Origin of the sequence: Pseudomonas sp. MONT-RG-20F-20-E-7-02, from assembly GCF_022662395.1 — a bacterium.
Lineage (GTDB): Bacteria > Pseudomonadota > Gammaproteobacteria > Pseudomonadales > Pseudomonadaceae > Aquipseudomonas.
On sequence record NZ_JAKNQN010000011.1, the window covers coordinates 114,712 to 129,628 of the forward strand.

Consider the following 14,917-nt stretch of genomic DNA (forward strand, 5'->3'; position numbering starts at 1 on the left):
CAGGGTTAATGTATTTAGAGAGTAAGAGCAGGGAGCTTTTTTTGATGCGCGTGATTCTATTCAGCAGCCAGACCTACGACCGCGACAGTTTTCTCGGCGAGCCGCTGCCGGCGGGCCTTGAGCTGCAATTCCAACCTGCCCGGCTCAACCTCGACACCGTGGCCCTGGCCGAACACCACGAGGTGGTCTGCGCCTTTATCAACGATGACCTCAGCGCGCCGGTGCTGGAACAGTTGGCCGCAGGCGGCACACGCCTGATTGCCCTGCGCTCGGCCGGTTATAACCATGTCGACCTGGCCGCCGCCAGGCGCCTGGGCCTGACCATCGTGCGCGTGCCGGCCTACTCGCCGCACGCAGTGGCCGAGCACGCCGTGGCGCTGATCCTCGCCCTTAACCGCCGCCTGCACCGCGCCTACAACCGCACCCGCGACGGAGATTTCAGCCTGCACGGGCTGACCGGTTTCGACTTGGTGGGCAAGACCGTCGGCGTGGTCGGCACAGGGCAGATCGGTGCCACCTTCACCAAAATAATGGCCGGGTTCGGCTGCCAGTTGCTGGCCTACGACCCCTTGCCCAACCCGCAGGTTCTGGCCCTCGGTGCCCGTTACGTGAGCCTGCCCGAGTTGGTCGCCCAAGCGCAGATCATCAGCCTGCATTGCCCGCTGACTGCCGACAGTAAACACCTGATCAACGCCCGCTCCCTGGCCCGGATGCAACGCGGCGCGATGCTGATCAACACCGGGCGCGGCGGCCTGGTTGACACGCCGGCGCTGATCGACGCCCTCAAGGATGGCCATCTCGGCTACCTGGGGCTGGACGTGTATGAAGAAGAAGCCCAGCTGTTTTTCGAGGACCGCTCCGACCTGCCGCTGCAAGACGATGTGCTCGCGCGCCTGCTGACCTTCCCCAACGTGATCATCACCGCGCACCAGGCGTTCCTCACCCGCGAAGCCCTGGCGGCCATCGCCGGCACCACCTTGAGCAACATCGCCGCGTGGGCCGAAGGCCAGCCACAAAACCTCGTTGAAGGATGATCAGCGGTCACATACCAGGCTCATGATGAGCAGGCACCCGTGATAGGATGCCGCGCCTATTTGGAGGATCCATGGCCGAACACGATTTCCGCTTCAGCTTGCTGAGCCCGCAACACACCCTGATCGAATGCCGCGCCCTGGTGCCGGGCCGTTATCAAATCACCGGCAATGGGGGTTCGATCAAGCATGGCGACGTGCTGATCGTCACCCTGCGCGGCAGTAAAACCCTGTCGATGCGCCTGACCGTCGAAGGTGATGCGCGCTACTCCATCCGCCCGGCGGGCCAGTGGGTCGCCATGGCCCATGGGCCGAAATTCGGCGAGCTGGAGATTCATACCTGGAAGGTCAACTGCGACAGCTGCGACAGCGTGCTGGAGTTTGAATTCGCGGTAGAAACCAAGCTGACCAAAGAGCCCCTGCAACCGGCTGCCAACGCGCGCATCCAGGAACTGGGCTGGGCGAGCATGGGCGACAAGCACCGCTGCCCGAAATGCCAGCAGGCGGCACAATGAAAGGCCTGCTTCTGCTCGCGGCCGCTGGCGTTGGCCTGACGGGCTGCGCCGGCGATGCAGTGAAGCTCAAGCAGGATCACAGCTACGTGGTGGAGTGGATTGGTGAGCGGCCGTTGATGGATTACGCGCACCTGACCGTCACCCTCGGCGCCGATGGCCGCGCCTACGGCAATGGCGGTTGCAACCACTGGTTTGCGCCGTACACCGTGGAGGGCGACAAGCTGAGCTTCGGCAAGATCGGCAGCACCCGCAAACTTTGCGCCGAAGCGTTGATGGAGCAGGAGCACCGCTTCTTCCAGGCCCTGCAAGGCGTCGAGCGCTGGGACATCTCCCCGCTCGAACAGACGCGTTTCTGGCCGGCTGAAGGCAAGCCGATTCGGCTGTGGCTTGAAGAAGGCTAACTCAGCGTCAACGCAAGCTGGCTTTCCTGTGGGAGCTGGCTTGCCTGCGATAGCATCTACTCGGTATCACAGACACTCCGGGGCGCCCGCACCGCAGGCAAGCTGCTCCCACACTGTTAACCGCGCAAGGCCTTAAGTTTCGCAAGCACCCCTTCCGCCGTCTGCTCACCCATCAACTGCTCACGCACCTTGCCCTTGTCATCAATGATGTAGGTCACCGGCAATGCCTCGCTGCGCGGAATATCGAAAATCTCCTCCGGGTTCTGCGCCAGTACGGTGAACTTGATCCCCAGTTTCTCGCTGGCGGCCTTGAGTTCTTCACCCTGCACATTGTCGAAATTGACCCCGAACACCCCCACGTTCTGCCCTTTCAACTGCTCGGCCAAGGCATTGAGTTGCGGGATTTCCGTGCGGCACGGGCCACACCATTCGGCCCAGTAGTTAACCACTACCCATTGCTTGTCCAAGCGCTCGGACGCGACCTTCTTGCCGTACTGGTCAACGCCGTAGTCGTTACCGCAGCCGCTGAGCAGCAGGGTTGTGATGATCGCCAATGCACCGATCAGTCGCCTTGTCATGGGGTAATCCTTCGCAAAAAAATGAACGTTGGCTGCGACCTATCGCCTCTTACGGTTTAAGGACGGGACGCTGCGCAGGTAGAATACCCGCCACCTTACGCAAGATGCGACCCGCACATGACCGATCTGACGCTTTATCACAACCCGCGCTGCTCGAAATCCCGCGGTGCGCTCGAACTGCTGGAAGCCCGTGGCCTGACGCCGACCCTCGTGCGCTACCTGGAAACACCGCTGAACGCCGCGCAAATAAAGGCCTTGCTGGGCAAGCTGGGCATCAGCGCACGCCAACTGCTGCGCACCGGCGAAGACGACTACAAAACCCTCAACCTGGCCGATGCCAGCCTCAGTGAAGCGCAACTGATTGTTGCCATCGCCGAGCATCCGAAGTTGATGGAGCGCCCGATCCTGGAAACCGCCGATAAAGCCATCATTGGCCGCCCACCCGAAAACGTGCTGGAGCTGCTGCCGTGACCGCGCCGTATGTGCTGGTGTTGTATTACAGCCGCAATGGCTCGGTCAGCGAAATGGCCCGGCAGATTGCCCGCGGCATCGAGCAAGGCGGGCTGGAAGCACGCTTGCGCACCGTGCCGGCGATCTCTACCGAGTGCGAAGCCGTGGCGCCAAGCATCCCCGACGAAGGCGCGCTGTATGCCAGCCTGGATGACCTGAAAAACTGCTCGGGCCTGGCCCTGGGCAGCCCGACGCGCTTCGGTAACATGGCTGCGCCGCTCAAGTATTTCCTTGATGGCACCAGCAATCTGTGGCTCACCGGCGCCCTGGTGGGCAAGCCGGCCGGGGTGTTCACCTCCACCGCCAGCCTGCACGGCGGCCAGGAAACCACGCTGATGTCGATGCTGCTGCCGTTGCTGCACCACGGCATGCTGATCACCGGCCTGCCCTACAGCGAACAAGCGCTGCTCGACACCCAGGGCGGCGGTACGCCGTATGGCGCCAGCCACCACGCCGGGCCGGACGGCAAGCGCATGCTCGATCAACATGAAATCACCTTGTGCCGCGCCCTGGGCCTGCGCCTGGCCACCATCGCCACGCTGCTGGAGAACGGCCGTGGCTAGAAAGCCTAAGGTCCTGCCGCCCCAGGCGTGGCTGGAACCACGCGTGAAGGCGGCACGCGCGCTGAGCCTGCTGGCGTTTCTTGGCCTGGTGGCGCTGCTGTGTGTGTATTACCTGTTCATCGCCGACCTGCACGGCGCACGTCCGTGGGTCATCCTGCTGATCGAGCTGGTGCCGCTGCTGGTGCTGGCGCCGGGCATGCTGCTGGGCAGCGCACGCGGGCATTCGTGGCTGTGCTTTGTGGTGAACCTGTACTTCATCAAGGGCGCGCTGGCGGCCTATGACCCGAACCGGCAGTGGTTCGGGGTGCTGGAGATGCTCGCGAGTCTGGCGGTGTTTTGCACGGCGCTGCTGTATGTGCGGTGGCGGCATCAGTTGAATCGGCGGTTGGCGGCAGATTTGCAGCCGGTCTGAAGACCGCTATCGCAGGCAAGCCAGCTCCCACATTTGATCGACGGCGCGGTCAAAATGTGGGAGCTGGCTTGCCTGCGATAGGATCAACTCGGTCTCAATGGTTGACCGTATAAGCCAGCATCATCGACAGTTGGCACATCGGCCGCCCACTTTCGGCGTGCCACTGGTTGAACGCCCCTTGCACCGCGGCCAAATCCCGCAGGCTGGTCGGCGCTTTGTCGACGATCTTCTGCGCATTCAGCGCCGCCACCACGTCATAGCTCGGCACAAAGGTGTCCTTGCCGACCATGCGCAAGAAGCGCGGCGCCGACAGCCCGCCCAATTGGTGGCCGTGCTTGCTCAGGTACTTCCATAAGCCAACGATGTCGGTCACCGGCCACTCGGCGATAAACGCGCCGAAACTGCCCTTTTCCTGCTCGATGTCCAGAATCATCTGCGCGTTGCGCGGCACGCTTTTGAGCTTGCCCAGGTGACGAATGATGCGTGTGTCCTGCATCAAGCGCTCCAGGTGTTCGGCGCCCATCAGCACGACCTTTTCAGGGTCAAACCCAAAAAATACCTGCTCGAACGCCGGCCACTTGGCATCCACCACGCTGTGCTTGAGCCCTGCGCGAAACACGCGCAGCGCCAGGGTCGAGAGGTAGCGATCGTCGCTGATCTTACGCAATTGCGCCGGGGTCTTGGGTACAGGCAGATGGGCTTCCAACTCGGCCGCTGAACCAAAGCGGTTCAGACAATATTCGTGCAGCCACTTGTAATCGCGCATGCCCTCTCCTGGGATTTGAATTGAAAACGGCGCTCGCAAGCGCCGTGTGTCAGAGCGTTGAATGGGCTCAGAGGTTCACAACATTGACGAAGCGCGAAGCGGCGCTCTCATCGATTTTCAGGCTGGTGAAGTCAAACAGGTTACGGTCGGCCAGCTGCGATGGCTGCACATTCTGCAGGCTGCGGAAGATGCTTTCGGTGCGGCCCGGGGTCTTGCGCTCCCAGTCCACGAGCATTTCCTTGACCACCTGGCGCTGCAGGTTTTCCTGGGAGCCACACAGGTTGCACGGGATGATCGGGAACTGCTTGAAGTCGGAGTAGGCCTGGATGTCTTTCTCGTTGCAATACGCCAGCGGGCGGATCACCACGTTGCGCCCGTCATCGGCGCGCAGCTTGGGCGGCATGGCCTTGAGCGAGCCGTTGAAGAACATATTGAGGAAGAAGGTTTCGACGATGTCATCGCGGTGATGACCCAGGGCCATCTTGGTCGCGCCGATCTCATCGGCAAAGGTGTAGAGCGTGCCACGGCGCAGGCGCGAACACAGCGAACAGGTGGTCTTGCCTTCCGGAATCAACTCCTTGACCACCGAATAGGTGTCTTTCTCGACGATGTGGTACTCGATGCCCAACTCTTTGAGGTAGGCCGGCAGCACGTGCTCGGGAAAGCCCGGTTGTTTCTGGTCCATGTTGACGGCGACGATCTCGAACTTGATCGGTGCGACCTTTTGCAGGTGCAGCAGCACGTCGAGCATGGTGTAGCTGTCTTTGCCGCCAGAGAGGCAGACCATGACCTTGTCGCCCTCCTCGATCATATTGAAATCGGCGACCGCTTCACCGGCCAGGCGACGCAGGCGTTTTTGCAGTTTGTTCTGGTTGACCGTAAGAGTGCCCATGGCGCTTGGATCCGCTAGAGGTGTGTGACGAAAAGCCGGGTATTTTACCTTCATGACCGACCGAGTTCCAATGTGGGAGCTGGCTGGCCTGCGATGGCTGTATCACCCGAACAATTAAATTGGCTGACCCACCGCTATCGCAGGCAAGCCAGCTCCCACAGTCGACAGAGTCGTTATTGACAGACCTCACCGCGATTAGGGCCAATGTTTACAGCGCAATTTGCTCTAAAGCCCCACAGTTTTTCCGGTCATCACTTCCTATACTGCGATTTGAGGTCGCACAACTATCCAGGACCTTTGAGGCCATTTGGCCCGTGGGCGCTCCGATGGGGGGCGATAGTAATAACGACAGGAGTGACTGGCATGATCCATCACGTCGTGGGGCTGTTTACCCATCCCGACCAGGAATGGCGGGAAATCCGTGGCGATAAAGAAGAAAGCATCGGCCACATGTACCTCACTCACACCCTGATTCTCGCGGCGATCCCCGCCGTCTCCGCCTTTATCGGCACCACCCGGGTCGGCTGGGTCATCGGCAGCCGCGCGCCGGTCATGCTCACCCAGGAAAGCGCCTTGTGGATGACCCTCATGTCGTATGCGGCCATGCTCGGCGGCGTGGCGGTGATGGGCGCGTTCATTCACTGGATGGCCCGCACCTACGACGCCAGCCCGAGCATGGCGCGCTGCGTGGCGTTTGCCACCTACACCGCGACGCCGCTGTTTATCGGTGGGCTGGCAGCGCTTTACCCGCATATGTGGCTGGGGATGGTCGTGGGCACGGCCGCCATCTGCTACACGGTGTACCTGCTTTATGTGGGGCTGCCGACGTTCATGAGCATCGACCCGGACGAAGGCTTCCTGTTTTCCAGCTCGGTGCTGGCGGTAGGCCTGGTGGTACTGGTGGCGATCATGGCATTTACCGTCATCGTCTGGGGCTTGGGCGTAGGCCCGATCTATACAAATTAACCGGATAAAACCGTAGGCAAAGCCACCGCAAGGTGGCTTTGTGCGTGATGCACGACCATTCGGCGCCTGACAGATTCGGAAATACCTGCTTTTGCGGCATACTGGACGTCTCTGGAGATATGGTCAGCATGCCCGAGCAACTCAATACCCGCGTCGAAGATTGTTTCCTGCAAGCCGAATCCTTTTTCAAACGAAGCTTCAAACGCCCCCAGGTCAGCCTCAAGCTGCGGGGCCAGAAGGCCGGTGTCGCGCATTTGCACGAGAACCTGCTGCGTTTCAACCCACAGTTGTACCGTGAAAACAGCCAGCACTTCCTCAAACAGACCGTGGCCCATGAGGTGGCGCACCTGATCGCCCATCAATTGTTTGGCGAACGCATCCAGCCCCACGGCGAGGAATGGCAGCTGATCATGCGCGGGGTTTACGAACTGCCGCCGGATCGCTGCCACACCTATGAAATCAAGCGCCGGCAGGTGACTCGCTACATCTACCGCTGCCCGTGTGCCGACAGTGATTTCCCGTTTTCGTCACAGCGCCATGCATTGGTGAGCCAGGGGCGGCGGTATTTGTGTCGGCGGTGTCGGCATACCCTAGTGTATACCGGGGAAACTCGGGTGGAGTGAGTGACTCATCGCAGGCAAGCCAGCTCCCACAGGGCCAAAAGGTGGGAGCTGGCTTGCCTGCGATAGCGCCCGGGCAGTCAACCAATCACTTTGGCCACCCGCAATTCTGCTATGCGCTGAGCACTGAAGCCTAACTCAGCCAACACCTCATCGCTGTGAGCCCCAACGGCCACACCCATATGCCGAGCCTGCGGCAACCCCTCTGAAAACTTCAACGGGCAAGCTATCTGCGCCTGAGTCGAGCCATCGCCGCGCGGCACCTGGCTGACCAGTTCCCGCGCCTTCAACTGCGGATGCTCCAGCGCTTCACTCAGGCTCAACACCGGTTCCACACAGGCATCCAGCCCGGCAAACAGCTCACACAACTCAGCAAAGCTGCGCTTCTCGAACTCGACCTGCAGCGCCATTTTCAGGGCTTTTTGCTGCTCGGGGTTGGGGGACAGGCCTTGCGCCGCCAATTCCGGGCGCCCCAGTGCGGCGCACAATTGCTGCATAAAGGCAGGCTCCAGGCTGCCGACCGACATCCAGCGCCCATCCCGGGAACGGTAGTAATCGTAGAAACTGCCGCCGTTGAGCACATGGGTTTCCCATGCTGGCTCCACCCCACATGCCAGGTAACCCGCACCGGCCATGGCGTTCAGGCTGAACGAACAATCGGTCATGCTCACGTCCAGGTATTGGCCGACTCCGCTGTGCTGCCGCGCAATCACCGCCGCCAGCAACCCCACTACCGCGTGCAGCGAGCCACCGCCGACATCCGCCAATTGCACGCCCAGCGGCAGTGGCCCGCTGCCCTGCCGCCCGGTGTGGCTGGCGATTCCCGCCAGCGCGAGGTAGTTGATATCGTGCCCGGCGCGGTCCTTGTAGGGCCCGGTTTGGCCGTAGCCGGTGATCGACACATAGATCAGCCTGGGGTTGATCGCCTTCAGCGCCGCATAGCCCAATCCCAAGCGTTCCATCACGCCGGGGCGAAACTGTTCAATGAGAATGTCGTAGTCCTTGACCAGCTCGCGCACGATCGACAACGCCTCGGCCTGCTTGAGGTCCAGCGCCAGGCTGCGCTTGTTGCGATTGAGGTAGGCGTGGCTCGCCGACGTGCCCCGGTCATGGGGCGGCAACACTCGCAACAAGTCCATGCGCGTCGGTGATTCGATGCGCAATACCTCGGCGCCCATGTCCGCCAGCATCAAGGACGCAAACGGGCCAGGCAGCAAGGTGGAAAAATCCAGCACTTTAAGCGACGCCAAGGGACCTGACATGGGCACTCCATTTGGGTTTCGAATGTCCACAGCGTAGGCAGGCTTGGTGCTACCGGCAATCGTCAGAACGATCAGCGACAGTGACCGTTTTGATCACGGCGGGCTTTTTCGCGGCGGCGGCTTTATCATTGGCCCACGTTTGCTTGCAGAGTGCTCCATGAAGTTTGCCATTGCTGTGTTTTCCGCCGCCCATGCGCCCTCCTCGCGCCGTGCCTTGCTGTTCGCCCAGGCGGCGCTGGCGGGTGGGCATGAGATTGTGCGGCTGTTTTTTTATCAGGACGGCGTCTACAGCGCGTCCAACAACATCGTTGCGCCCCAGGATGAGCAAGACATTGCCCGCCAATGGCGCGAGTTGGTCAGCACACACCAGCTCGACGGCGTGGTGTGCATCGCCGCCGCCTTGCGTCGTGGCGTACTCAACAGCGAAGAAGCCACGCGCTATCAACGCAGCGCGGTGAACCTCGATGCGCCGTGGGCACTGTCAGGCCTTGGGCAGTTGCACGACGCCGCCCAGTCTGCCGACCGCCTGATCTGTTTTGGAGGGCCGTGACATGTCCAAATCCTTATTAGTGATCAGCCGTCAGGCGCCGTGGTCCGGGCCGAGCGCGCGTGAAGCGCTGGATATCGTGCTGGCCGGTGGCGCCTTTGATCTGCCGATCGGCCTGCTGTTTATGGATGACGGCGTGTTCCAGCTGGCGCCGCACCAGGACGCCAAGGCTGTGCAGCAAAAAGACCTCAGCGCCAACCTGCAAGCACTGGGCCTGTTCGGCATCGACGATGTGTTCGCCTGCCACCACAGCCTGGCCGAACGCGGCATGGCGCCGCCCGCCAGCGCCCAGCCGCTGAGCAGCACAGAAATCTCCCAGCTGATTGACCGTTACGACCAGGTGATTACCCTCTGATGTCGACTTTACATGTGGTGTCTCACTCCCCGTTTACCGACGGCCGCCTGGCCAGCTGCCTGCGCGTGTGCGGCAGCGCCGACGCGATCCTGCTGTGCGGCGATGGCGCTTACGGCCTGCATAACCCGGCCCTGCAAACCCAGGGCGTGAAGGTGTTTGTGCTGGCCGAAGACATGCAGGCGCGCAACCTGCCGCTGCCGGACTGGGCCGACAGCGTGGACTACCCAGGCTTTGTGCAACTGTCGATTGACTACGACAAGGTCAACACCTGGCTATGAACACCCTGACCGTCGGTTCACGCACCCTTGAGCTGGATAAGGACGGCTACCTCGTCGACCTGAATGACTGGTCTGCCGAGGTCGCCGATGCCCTCGCCGCCGCCGTACCGCTGGAATTGACTGCGGCGCACTGGGAAATCCTCGAACTGCTGCGCGGCTTCTATGCAGAGTTCCAGCTGTCGCCCGCCACGCGCCCGCTGATCAAGTACACCGCCTTGAAGCTGGGCCCGGAAAAAGGCAACAGCCTGCACTTAAACACACTGTTCAACGGCACTCCCGCCAAACTCGCCGCCAAGCTGGCGGGCCTGCCCAGGCCGACGAATTGCTTATGACCGACTTTGCCCCGCTGACCCTTGAAACCCCTGCCGAGCACCCGTTTGCGCAGTTCGTGCGCATTCTGGGCAAAGGCAAGCGCGGCGCGCGCAACCTCACCCGTGAGGAAGCCCGCGAAGCCATGGGCATGCTGCTCGACGAAAAGGTCGAAGACACCCAGCTCGGCGCCTTCCTGATGCTGCTGCGCCACAAGGAAGAAAGCCCGGAAGAACTTGCCGGCTTCACCGAGGCCGTGCGCGAACGCCTGAACGCCCCGGCGCTGAATGTGGATGTGGACTGGCCGACCTATGCCGGCAAGAAACGCCACTTGCCTTGGTATCTGCTGGCGGCTAAGTGCCTGGCGCAAAACGGTGTGCGCATTCTGATGCACGGCGGCGGCGCCCACACCGCGGGCCGGTTGTACACCGAGCAACTGCTGGAAGGCCTGCAAATCCCGCTGTGCCGCAACTGGCAGCAGGTCGAGACGGCCTTTGAGCACAGCAACCTGGCGTTTATTCCACTGGGCGACTGGGCGCCGCAGTTACAGCGCATGATCGACCTGCGCAACACCCTGGGCCTGCGCTCGCCGATTCATTCCCTGGCGCGACTGCTCAACCCGCTGAACGCGCGTTGCGGGCTGCAAAGTATTTTCCACCCCGGTTACCAGGGCGTGCACCGCGATGCCAGTGGCCTGCTCGGTGACAACGTGATTGTGGTCAAGGGCGATGGCGGCGAAGTCGAGATCAACCCGGACACGATCAGCCACCTGTACGGCACCACCGGCGGCGAGAGCTGGGACGAAGAATGGCCTGCCCTCTCCGCCCAACGCCACGTCAAACCCGCCACCCTTGAGCCTGAACAGCTGAAGGCGCTATGGCGTGGCGATGTCGAGGACAGCTACCCACAACTGGCTCTGATCGCCACCATGGCCCTGGCCTTGCGCGGCCTCGGCCACCCACGGGAACACGCCTTCGAATTGGCCCAGCAGTATTGGGCCGCGCGGGACAGATCGATTTAACCGATCATTAGCGCCCGGTCTTTGCGCTTTTAGTTCGAACTCATCCCTTTAGACTGGGCTCCAACGCTTATTAGCCGAGGAGCCAGTCATGGGTTTGCTGATCGAAGGACACTGGAAAGACCAGTGGTACGAAAGTAGCGCAGACGGCGCGTTCCAGCGCGAACAGGCGCAACGGCGTAACTGGGTGACCGCCAACGGCGAGCCCGGCCCAAGTGGCGACGGCGGCTTCAAGGCCGAAGCCGGTCGCTACCACCTGTATGTATCCCTCGCCTGCCCCTGGGCCCATCGCACCCTGATTATGCGCAAGCTCAAGGGCCTGGAAAGCCTGATCGACGTATCTGTGGTCAGCTGGTTGATGCTGGAAAACGGCTGGACCTTCGACAAGGCCCACGGCTCTACCGGCGACAAGCTCGATGGTTTCGACTACATGCACCAGCGCTACACCGCCGACACTGCCGACTACACCGGCCGGGTCACTGTGCCGGTGCTGTGGGACAAACAGCTCAAGCGCATCGTGAGCAATGAGTCGGCCGAGATCATCCGCATGTTCAACAGCGCGTTTAACGGGCTGACCGGCAACACGCTGGACTTCTACCCCGAAGGGCTACGCCCGACCATCGACGCGCTGAACGAGCGCATCTATCCCGCCGTGAACAACGGCGTGTACCGCGCAGGCTTCGCCACCTCGCAACAGGCCTACGAAAGCGCGTTTGATGACGTTTTTGCCGAGCTGGATAACCTGGAGCAGCATTTGGGTGAGCATCGTTACCTGGCCGGTGAGTACCTGACCGAAGCCGATGTGCGGCTGTTCACCACGCTGATTCGTTTTGATGCGGTGTACTACAGCCACTTCAAATGCAATTTGCGGCGGATCGCCGATTACCCGAATTTGTCGAACTGGCTCAGGGAGATGTACCAGTGGCCGGGCGTGGCCGAGACGGTGGATTTTGCCCATATCAAGGGGCATTACTACGCGAGCCACCGCACGATTAATCCGACAGGGATTGTACCGAAGGGGCCGTTGCAGGGATTTGATGCGGGGCATGATCGTGAGCGGTTGAGCGGTAAAGCTGTGTGGAGCTGATGATCGTTCCCGCGCTCAGCGTGGGAATGCAGCCCTGGACGCTCTGCGTCCGCTCTTAAAAGCACGACGCGGAGCGTCATAGGAGGCATTCCTTTGCTGCGCGTGGGAACGAGCAGTGTCAGACCTGGGACTGCGCGCCTTCAAACCACTTCAGCTTCTCGCGCAACACCACCACTTCACCGACGATCACCAGTGTCGGCGCATGCACTTCATGCTCCGCCACCATGCGCGGCAAGTCCGCCAGGGTGCCGGTGAAGACCCGCTGGTTGGACGTGGTGCCTTGCTGGATCAGCGCCGCCGGCGTATCCGCCGCTCGGCCGTGCTTGATCAACTGTTCGCAGATGATCGGCAAACCGATCAAGCCCATGTAGAACACCAGGGTCTGCGACGGCCCAACCAAGTCACGCCAAGGCAGGTCCGAGGTGCCGTTCTTCAAATGCCCGGTGATAAAGCGTACCGATTGCGCATAGTCGCGATGGGTCAGCGGAATCCCGGCATACGCCGCGCAACCACTGGCCGCGGTAATCCCCGGCACCACCTGGAACGGGATGCCATGGGCCGCCAGCTCTTCGATCTCTTCGCCACCGCGGCCAAAGATGAACGGATCGCCACCTTTGAGGCGCAGCACACGCTTGCCTTGCTTGGCCAAATCCACCAATTGCTGGTTGATCTGGTCTTGCGGCACGGCATGGTCGGCGCGACGCTTGCCGACATACACACGCTCGGCATCACGACGGCACAGCTCAAGAATTGCCGGTGCGACCAAACGGTCATACAGCACCACATCGGCTTGCTGCATCAGGCGCAGGGCGCGGAAGGTCAGCAGGTCCGGATCACCTGGGCCTGCGCCCACCAGGTACACCTCGCCCGGCGCATGCGGCGGCTTGCCGTTGACTTTCTCGACCAGCAAACGCTCGGCTTCATCGCCCTGCCCGGCCAACTGGCGGTCGGCAATCGGGCCTTGGAACACCTCTTCCCAGAACGCACGACGCTGCTGCACGTCCGGGTACAAACCTTTGACCTGGGCACGGAAACGCGCCGCCAACCCGGCCAACTGGCCATACGTGGACGGTATCCAGGTTTCCAGCTTGGCGCGGATCAGGCGCGCCAGCACCGGCGCATCGCCGCCACTGGACACGGCAATCACCAACGGCGAACGGTCGACAATCGCCGGGAAGATCACGCTGCACAAGGCCGGCGCATCCACCACGTTGACCGGTACGCAGCGACGCTTGGCATCACTGGACACTTGCGCGTTCAGTGGCTCGTCGTCGGTCGCGGCGATAATCAGGGTGCAGCCATCAAGGTCGGCCTCCTGATAACCGCGCAAAATCAGTTCCCCGCCACTGCCCAGCACCAGTTCACGCAACTGGTCTTCGATCTGGGGAGCAACCACCCGCAGCAACGCACCGGCGTCGGCCAGCAGCCGGGATTTGCGCAAGGCAATCTCCCCGCCACCAACGACCAACACACGACTGCCGCGCAGGTTATGAAACAGCGGCAGAAATTCCATTTAGCCGATGACCTCAACGCCCGCCATGTACGGCTTGAGCACCTCAGGTACACGGATCGAACCGTCCGCCTGCTGGTAGTTTTCCAGCACGGCCACCAGGGTACGACCTACGGCCAGGCCCGAACCGTTGAGGGTGTGCACCAGCTCCGGCTTGCCGGTTTCCGGGTTACGGAAACGCGCCTGCATGCGACGCGCCTGGAAATCGCCGCAGTTGGAGCACGACGAAATCTCGCGGTACTTGTCCTGGCTCGGCACCCACACTTCGAGGTCGTAAGTCTTGACGGCGCTGAAACCCATGTCGCCAGTGCACAGCGCCAGTACGCGGTACGGCAGCTCCAGCAGTTGCAGCACGCGTTCGGCGTTGGCAGTCAGGCCTTCCAGGGCTTCCATCGAGGTCGACGGCTCGACCACTTGCACCATCTCGACCTTGTCGAACTGATGCTGGCGGATCATGCCACGGGTATCACGCCCCGAAGCGCCCGCTTCACTGCGGAAGCACGGGCTGTGGGCCACGAACTTGATCGGCAGTTGCTTGGCGTCGAGGATTTCGCCGGCGACGATGTTGGTCAGCGACACTTCGGCCGTCGGGATCAGGTACAGGTCGGCTTCGCCGTCGCGGCTGATCTTGAACAGGTCTTCTTCGAATTTCGGCAGCTGGCTGGTACCCATCAGCGCCGGCGCCTGCACCAGGTACGGGGTGTAGGCTTCTTCGTAGCCGTGCTCGCCGGTGTGCAGGTTGATCATGAACTGCGCCAGGGCACGGTGCATGCGTGCAATCGGGCCGCGCAGCAACGCAAAGCGTGCGCCGGACATTTTGGCGGCGGTTTCGAAATCCAGGCCACCGGTCAGTTCGCCCAAGGCAACGTGGTCCTTGATCTCGAAATCAAAGGCTTTCGGCGTGCCCCAGCGGCGCACTTCGACGTTGCCGTCTTCGTCTTCGCCCACCGGCACGGATTCGTGCGGAATGTTCGGGATGCCCAGCAGGATCGAATCCAGCTCGCTCTGAATGCCTTCCAGCTCGACCTTGCCGTCGGACAGCTCGGTGCCCATACGCTCAACGTCCGCCATCAGCGGCGCGATGTCTTCGCCGCGCTGCTTGGCCTGACCGATGGATTTGGAGCGCGCATTGCGTTCAGCCTGCAGTGCTTCGGTGCGGGTCTGGACGGTCTTGCGCTGTTCTTCCAGCGCTTCGATGCGCGCAACATCCAAGGCAAAGCCACGGGATGCCAGGCGGTCCGCTACGTCCTGAAGGTTGCTACGTAACAGTTTGGAATCGAGCATGTCGGTCTCTCGT

Annotated in this window: 20 protein-coding genes; 14 read left to right on the forward strand and 6 right to left on the reverse strand. The window is 61.7% G+C overall.

Annotated features, from left to right (window positions below):
• Positions 1-44 precede the first annotated feature (44 nt).
• The 3 genes from L8I05_RS26035 to L8I05_RS26045 all read left to right on the forward strand — a co-directional run bounded on the left by L8I05_RS26035 (position 45) and on the right by L8I05_RS26045 (position 1,947).
• Positions 45-1,034: a 2-hydroxyacid dehydrogenase gene (locus tag L8I05_RS26035; RefSeq protein WP_242174065.1), complete on the forward strand. Its 990-nt coding sequence runs from the start codon at positions 45-47 to the stop codon at positions 1,032-1,034.
• A gap of 71 nt (positions 1,035-1,105) precedes the next feature.
• Positions 1,106-1,546 (forward strand): hypothetical protein, encoded by a 441-nt coding sequence (locus L8I05_RS26040; RefSeq protein WP_242174069.1) that lies wholly within the window; start codon positions 1,106-1,108, stop codon positions 1,544-1,546.
• Positions 1,543-1,947, forward strand: coding sequence for an META domain-containing protein (locus tag L8I05_RS26045; RefSeq protein WP_242174072.1), 405 nt, complete (start codon positions 1,543-1,545; stop codon positions 1,945-1,947). The genes L8I05_RS26040 and L8I05_RS26045 overlap by 4 nt, the downstream gene beginning before the upstream one ends.
• Before the next feature lie 116 nt (positions 1,948-2,063).
• Here L8I05_RS26045 and L8I05_RS26050 read toward each other — a convergent pair whose 3' ends face one another.
• Positions 2,064-2,525: a TlpA disulfide reductase family protein gene (locus tag L8I05_RS26050; protein WP_177015882.1), complete on the reverse strand. Its 462-nt coding sequence runs from the start codon at positions 2,523-2,525 to the stop codon at positions 2,064-2,066.
• Between the two features lie 117 nt (positions 2,526-2,642).
• On the opposite strand from L8I05_RS26050, the gene arsC reads away from it, so the two are divergent.
• From arsC to L8I05_RS26065, 3 genes are read left to right on the forward strand one after another with little or no spacing between them, the layout of a single operon-like run.
• Positions 2,643-2,996, forward strand: a complete 354-nt coding sequence (gene arsC, locus L8I05_RS26055; RefSeq protein WP_242174075.1) for an arsenate reductase (glutaredoxin) — start codon at positions 2,643-2,645, stop codon at positions 2,994-2,996.
• A complete protein-coding gene (gene wrbA / locus L8I05_RS26060) occupies positions 2,993-3,598 on the forward strand; it encodes an NAD(P)H:quinone oxidoreductase (protein ID WP_242174090.1) in 606 nt (201 codons plus the stop codon). The genes arsC and wrbA overlap by 4 nt, the downstream gene beginning before the upstream one ends.
• The gene (locus L8I05_RS26065; RefSeq protein WP_242174092.1) at positions 3,591-4,010 is read left to right on the forward strand and encodes a DUF2069 domain-containing protein; all 420 of its coding nucleotides are present in this window, start codon (positions 3,591-3,593) and stop codon (positions 4,008-4,010) included. Before wrbA ends, L8I05_RS26065 begins: the two co-directional genes overlap by 8 nt.
• Positions 4,011-4,104: 94 nt before the next feature.
• Here the strand turns inward: L8I05_RS26065 and L8I05_RS26070 are convergent, their stop codons facing one another.
• Both L8I05_RS26070 and ttcA read right to left on the reverse strand, forming a co-directional pair.
• Positions 4,105-4,776, reverse strand: a complete 672-nt coding sequence (locus L8I05_RS26070; RefSeq protein ID WP_242174096.1) for a DNA-3-methyladenine glycosylase I — start codon at positions 4,774-4,776, stop codon at positions 4,105-4,107.
• Positions 4,777-4,843: 67 nt separating this feature from the next.
• Positions 4,844-5,668, reverse strand: coding sequence for a tRNA 2-thiocytidine(32) synthetase TtcA (gene ttcA / locus L8I05_RS26075; protein ID WP_159955630.1), 825 nt, complete (start codon positions 5,666-5,668; stop codon positions 4,844-4,846).
• A 363-nt stretch (positions 5,669-6,031) separates the two neighbouring features.
• Between ttcA and L8I05_RS26080 the strand changes: the two genes are divergently transcribed.
• Together L8I05_RS26080 and L8I05_RS26085 are read left to right on the forward strand one after the other, a co-directional pair.
• Positions 6,032-6,634, forward strand: coding sequence for a Yip1 family protein (locus L8I05_RS26080; protein ID WP_106579846.1), 603 nt, complete (start codon positions 6,032-6,034; stop codon positions 6,632-6,634).
• A 128-nt stretch (positions 6,635-6,762) separates the two neighbouring features.
• The gene (locus L8I05_RS26085) at positions 6,763-7,257 is read left to right on the forward strand and encodes a SprT family zinc-dependent metalloprotease (RefSeq protein WP_159955628.1); all 495 of its coding nucleotides are present in this window, start codon (positions 6,763-6,765) and stop codon (positions 7,255-7,257) included.
• A 77-nt stretch (positions 7,258-7,334) separates the two neighbouring features.
• On the opposite strand, the gene L8I05_RS26090 is transcribed toward L8I05_RS26085, so the two are convergent.
• Complete coding sequence (locus L8I05_RS26090) at positions 7,335-8,516, reverse strand: CaiB/BaiF CoA-transferase family protein (RefSeq protein WP_242174114.1); 1,182 nt, start codon at positions 8,514-8,516, stop codon at positions 7,335-7,337.
• Positions 8,517-8,673: 157 nt separating this feature from the next.
• On the opposite strand from L8I05_RS26090, the gene tusD reads away from it, so the two are divergent.
• The 6 genes from tusD (at position 8,674) to L8I05_RS26120 (ending at position 12,110) form a co-directional block, all read left to right on the forward strand.
• The gene (gene tusD, locus L8I05_RS26095; protein WP_197629017.1) at positions 8,674-9,066 is read left to right on the forward strand and encodes a sulfurtransferase complex subunit TusD; all 393 of its coding nucleotides are present in this window, start codon (positions 8,674-8,676) and stop codon (positions 9,064-9,066) included.
• Between the two features lies 1 nt (position 9,067).
• Positions 9,068-9,418, forward strand: a complete 351-nt coding sequence (gene tusC / locus L8I05_RS26100; protein WP_242174117.1) for a sulfurtransferase complex subunit TusC — start codon at positions 9,068-9,070, stop codon at positions 9,416-9,418.
• The gene (gene tusB, locus L8I05_RS26105; protein ID WP_159955620.1) at positions 9,418-9,696 is read left to right on the forward strand and encodes a sulfurtransferase complex subunit TusB; all 279 of its coding nucleotides are present in this window, start codon (positions 9,418-9,420) and stop codon (positions 9,694-9,696) included. The genes tusC and tusB overlap by 1 nt, the downstream gene beginning before the upstream one ends.
• Positions 9,693-10,028, forward strand: a complete 336-nt coding sequence (locus L8I05_RS26110) for a TusE/DsrC/DsvC family sulfur relay protein (RefSeq protein ID WP_159955618.1) — start codon at positions 9,693-9,695, stop codon at positions 10,026-10,028. Before tusB ends, L8I05_RS26110 begins: the two co-directional genes overlap by 4 nt.
• Entirely contained in the window at positions 10,025-11,026 is a 1,002-nt protein-coding gene (locus L8I05_RS26115) for a glycosyl transferase family protein (RefSeq protein ID WP_242174120.1), read from the forward strand. The genes L8I05_RS26110 and L8I05_RS26115 overlap by 4 nt, the downstream gene beginning before the upstream one ends.
• An 88-nt stretch (positions 11,027-11,114) precedes the next feature.
• Positions 11,115-12,110 (forward strand): glutathione S-transferase family protein, encoded by a 996-nt coding sequence (locus L8I05_RS26120; RefSeq protein ID WP_242174123.1) that lies wholly within the window; start codon positions 11,115-11,117, stop codon positions 12,108-12,110.
• 118 nt (positions 12,111-12,228) lie between these two features.
• Here the strand turns inward: L8I05_RS26120 and cysG are convergent, their stop codons facing one another.
• The gene (cysG, locus tag L8I05_RS26125; protein ID WP_242174140.1) at positions 12,229-13,623 is read right to left on the reverse strand and encodes a siroheme synthase CysG; all 1,395 of its coding nucleotides are present in this window, start codon (positions 13,621-13,623) and stop codon (positions 12,229-12,231) included.
• Positions 13,624-14,904, reverse strand: a complete 1,281-nt coding sequence (gene serS / locus L8I05_RS26130) for a serine--tRNA ligase (RefSeq protein WP_159955610.1) — start codon at positions 14,902-14,904, stop codon at positions 13,624-13,626.
• Between the last annotated feature and the right edge of the window lie 13 nt (positions 14,905-14,917).

What these genes read in the sequence shown, in the direction of transcription:
- L8I05_RS26035 (WP_242174065.1), top strand. Translation starts at nt 45, where the DNA reads ATGCGCGTGATTCTATTCAGCAGCCAGACCTACGACCGCGACAGTTTT.
- L8I05_RS26040 (WP_242174069.1), top strand. Translation starts at nt 1,106, where the DNA reads ATGGCCGAACACGATTTCCGCTTCAGCTTGCTGAGCCCGCAACACACC.
- L8I05_RS26045 (WP_242174072.1), top strand. Translation starts at nt 1,543, where the DNA reads ATGAAAGGCCTGCTTCTGCTCGCGGCCGCTGGCGTTGGCCTGACGGGC.
- L8I05_RS26050 (WP_177015882.1), bottom strand. Translation starts at nt 2,525, where the DNA reads ATGACAAGGCGACTGATCGGTGCATTGGCGATCATCACAACCCTGCTG.
- arsC (WP_242174075.1), top strand. Translation starts at nt 2,643, where the DNA reads ATGACCGATCTGACGCTTTATCACAACCCGCGCTGCTCGAAATCCCGC.
- L8I05_RS26070 (WP_242174096.1), bottom strand. Translation starts at nt 4,776, where the DNA reads ATGCGCGATTACAAGTGGCTGCACGAATATTGTCTGAACCGCTTTGGT.
- ttcA (WP_159955630.1), bottom strand. Translation starts at nt 5,668, where the DNA reads ATGGGCACTCTTACGGTCAACCAGAACAAACTGCAAAAACGCCTGCGT.
- L8I05_RS26080 (WP_106579846.1), top strand. Translation starts at nt 6,032, where the DNA reads ATGATCCATCACGTCGTGGGGCTGTTTACCCATCCCGACCAGGAATGG.
- L8I05_RS26085 (WP_159955628.1), top strand. Translation starts at nt 6,763, where the DNA reads ATGCCCGAGCAACTCAATACCCGCGTCGAAGATTGTTTCCTGCAAGCC.
- L8I05_RS26090 (WP_242174114.1), bottom strand. Translation starts at nt 8,516, where the DNA reads ATGTCAGGTCCCTTGGCGTCGCTTAAAGTGCTGGATTTTTCCACCTTG.
- tusD (WP_197629017.1), top strand. Translation starts at nt 8,674, where the DNA reads ATGAAGTTTGCCATTGCTGTGTTTTCCGCCGCCCATGCGCCCTCCTCG.
- tusC (WP_242174117.1), top strand. Translation starts at nt 9,068, where the DNA reads ATGTCCAAATCCTTATTAGTGATCAGCCGTCAGGCGCCGTGGTCCGGG.
- tusB (WP_159955620.1), top strand. Translation starts at nt 9,418, where the DNA reads ATGTCGACTTTACATGTGGTGTCTCACTCCCCGTTTACCGACGGCCGC.
- L8I05_RS26110 (WP_159955618.1), top strand. Translation starts at nt 9,693, where the DNA reads ATGAACACCCTGACCGTCGGTTCACGCACCCTTGAGCTGGATAAGGAC.
- L8I05_RS26115 (WP_242174120.1), top strand. Translation starts at nt 10,025, where the DNA reads ATGACCGACTTTGCCCCGCTGACCCTTGAAACCCCTGCCGAGCACCCG.
- L8I05_RS26120 (WP_242174123.1), top strand. Translation starts at nt 11,115, where the DNA reads ATGGGTTTGCTGATCGAAGGACACTGGAAAGACCAGTGGTACGAAAGT.
- cysG (WP_242174140.1), bottom strand. Translation starts at nt 13,623, where the DNA reads ATGGAATTTCTGCCGCTGTTTCATAACCTGCGCGGCAGTCGTGTGTTG.
- serS (WP_159955610.1), bottom strand. Translation starts at nt 14,904, where the DNA reads ATGCTCGATTCCAAACTGTTACGTAGCAACCTTCAGGACGTAGCGGAC.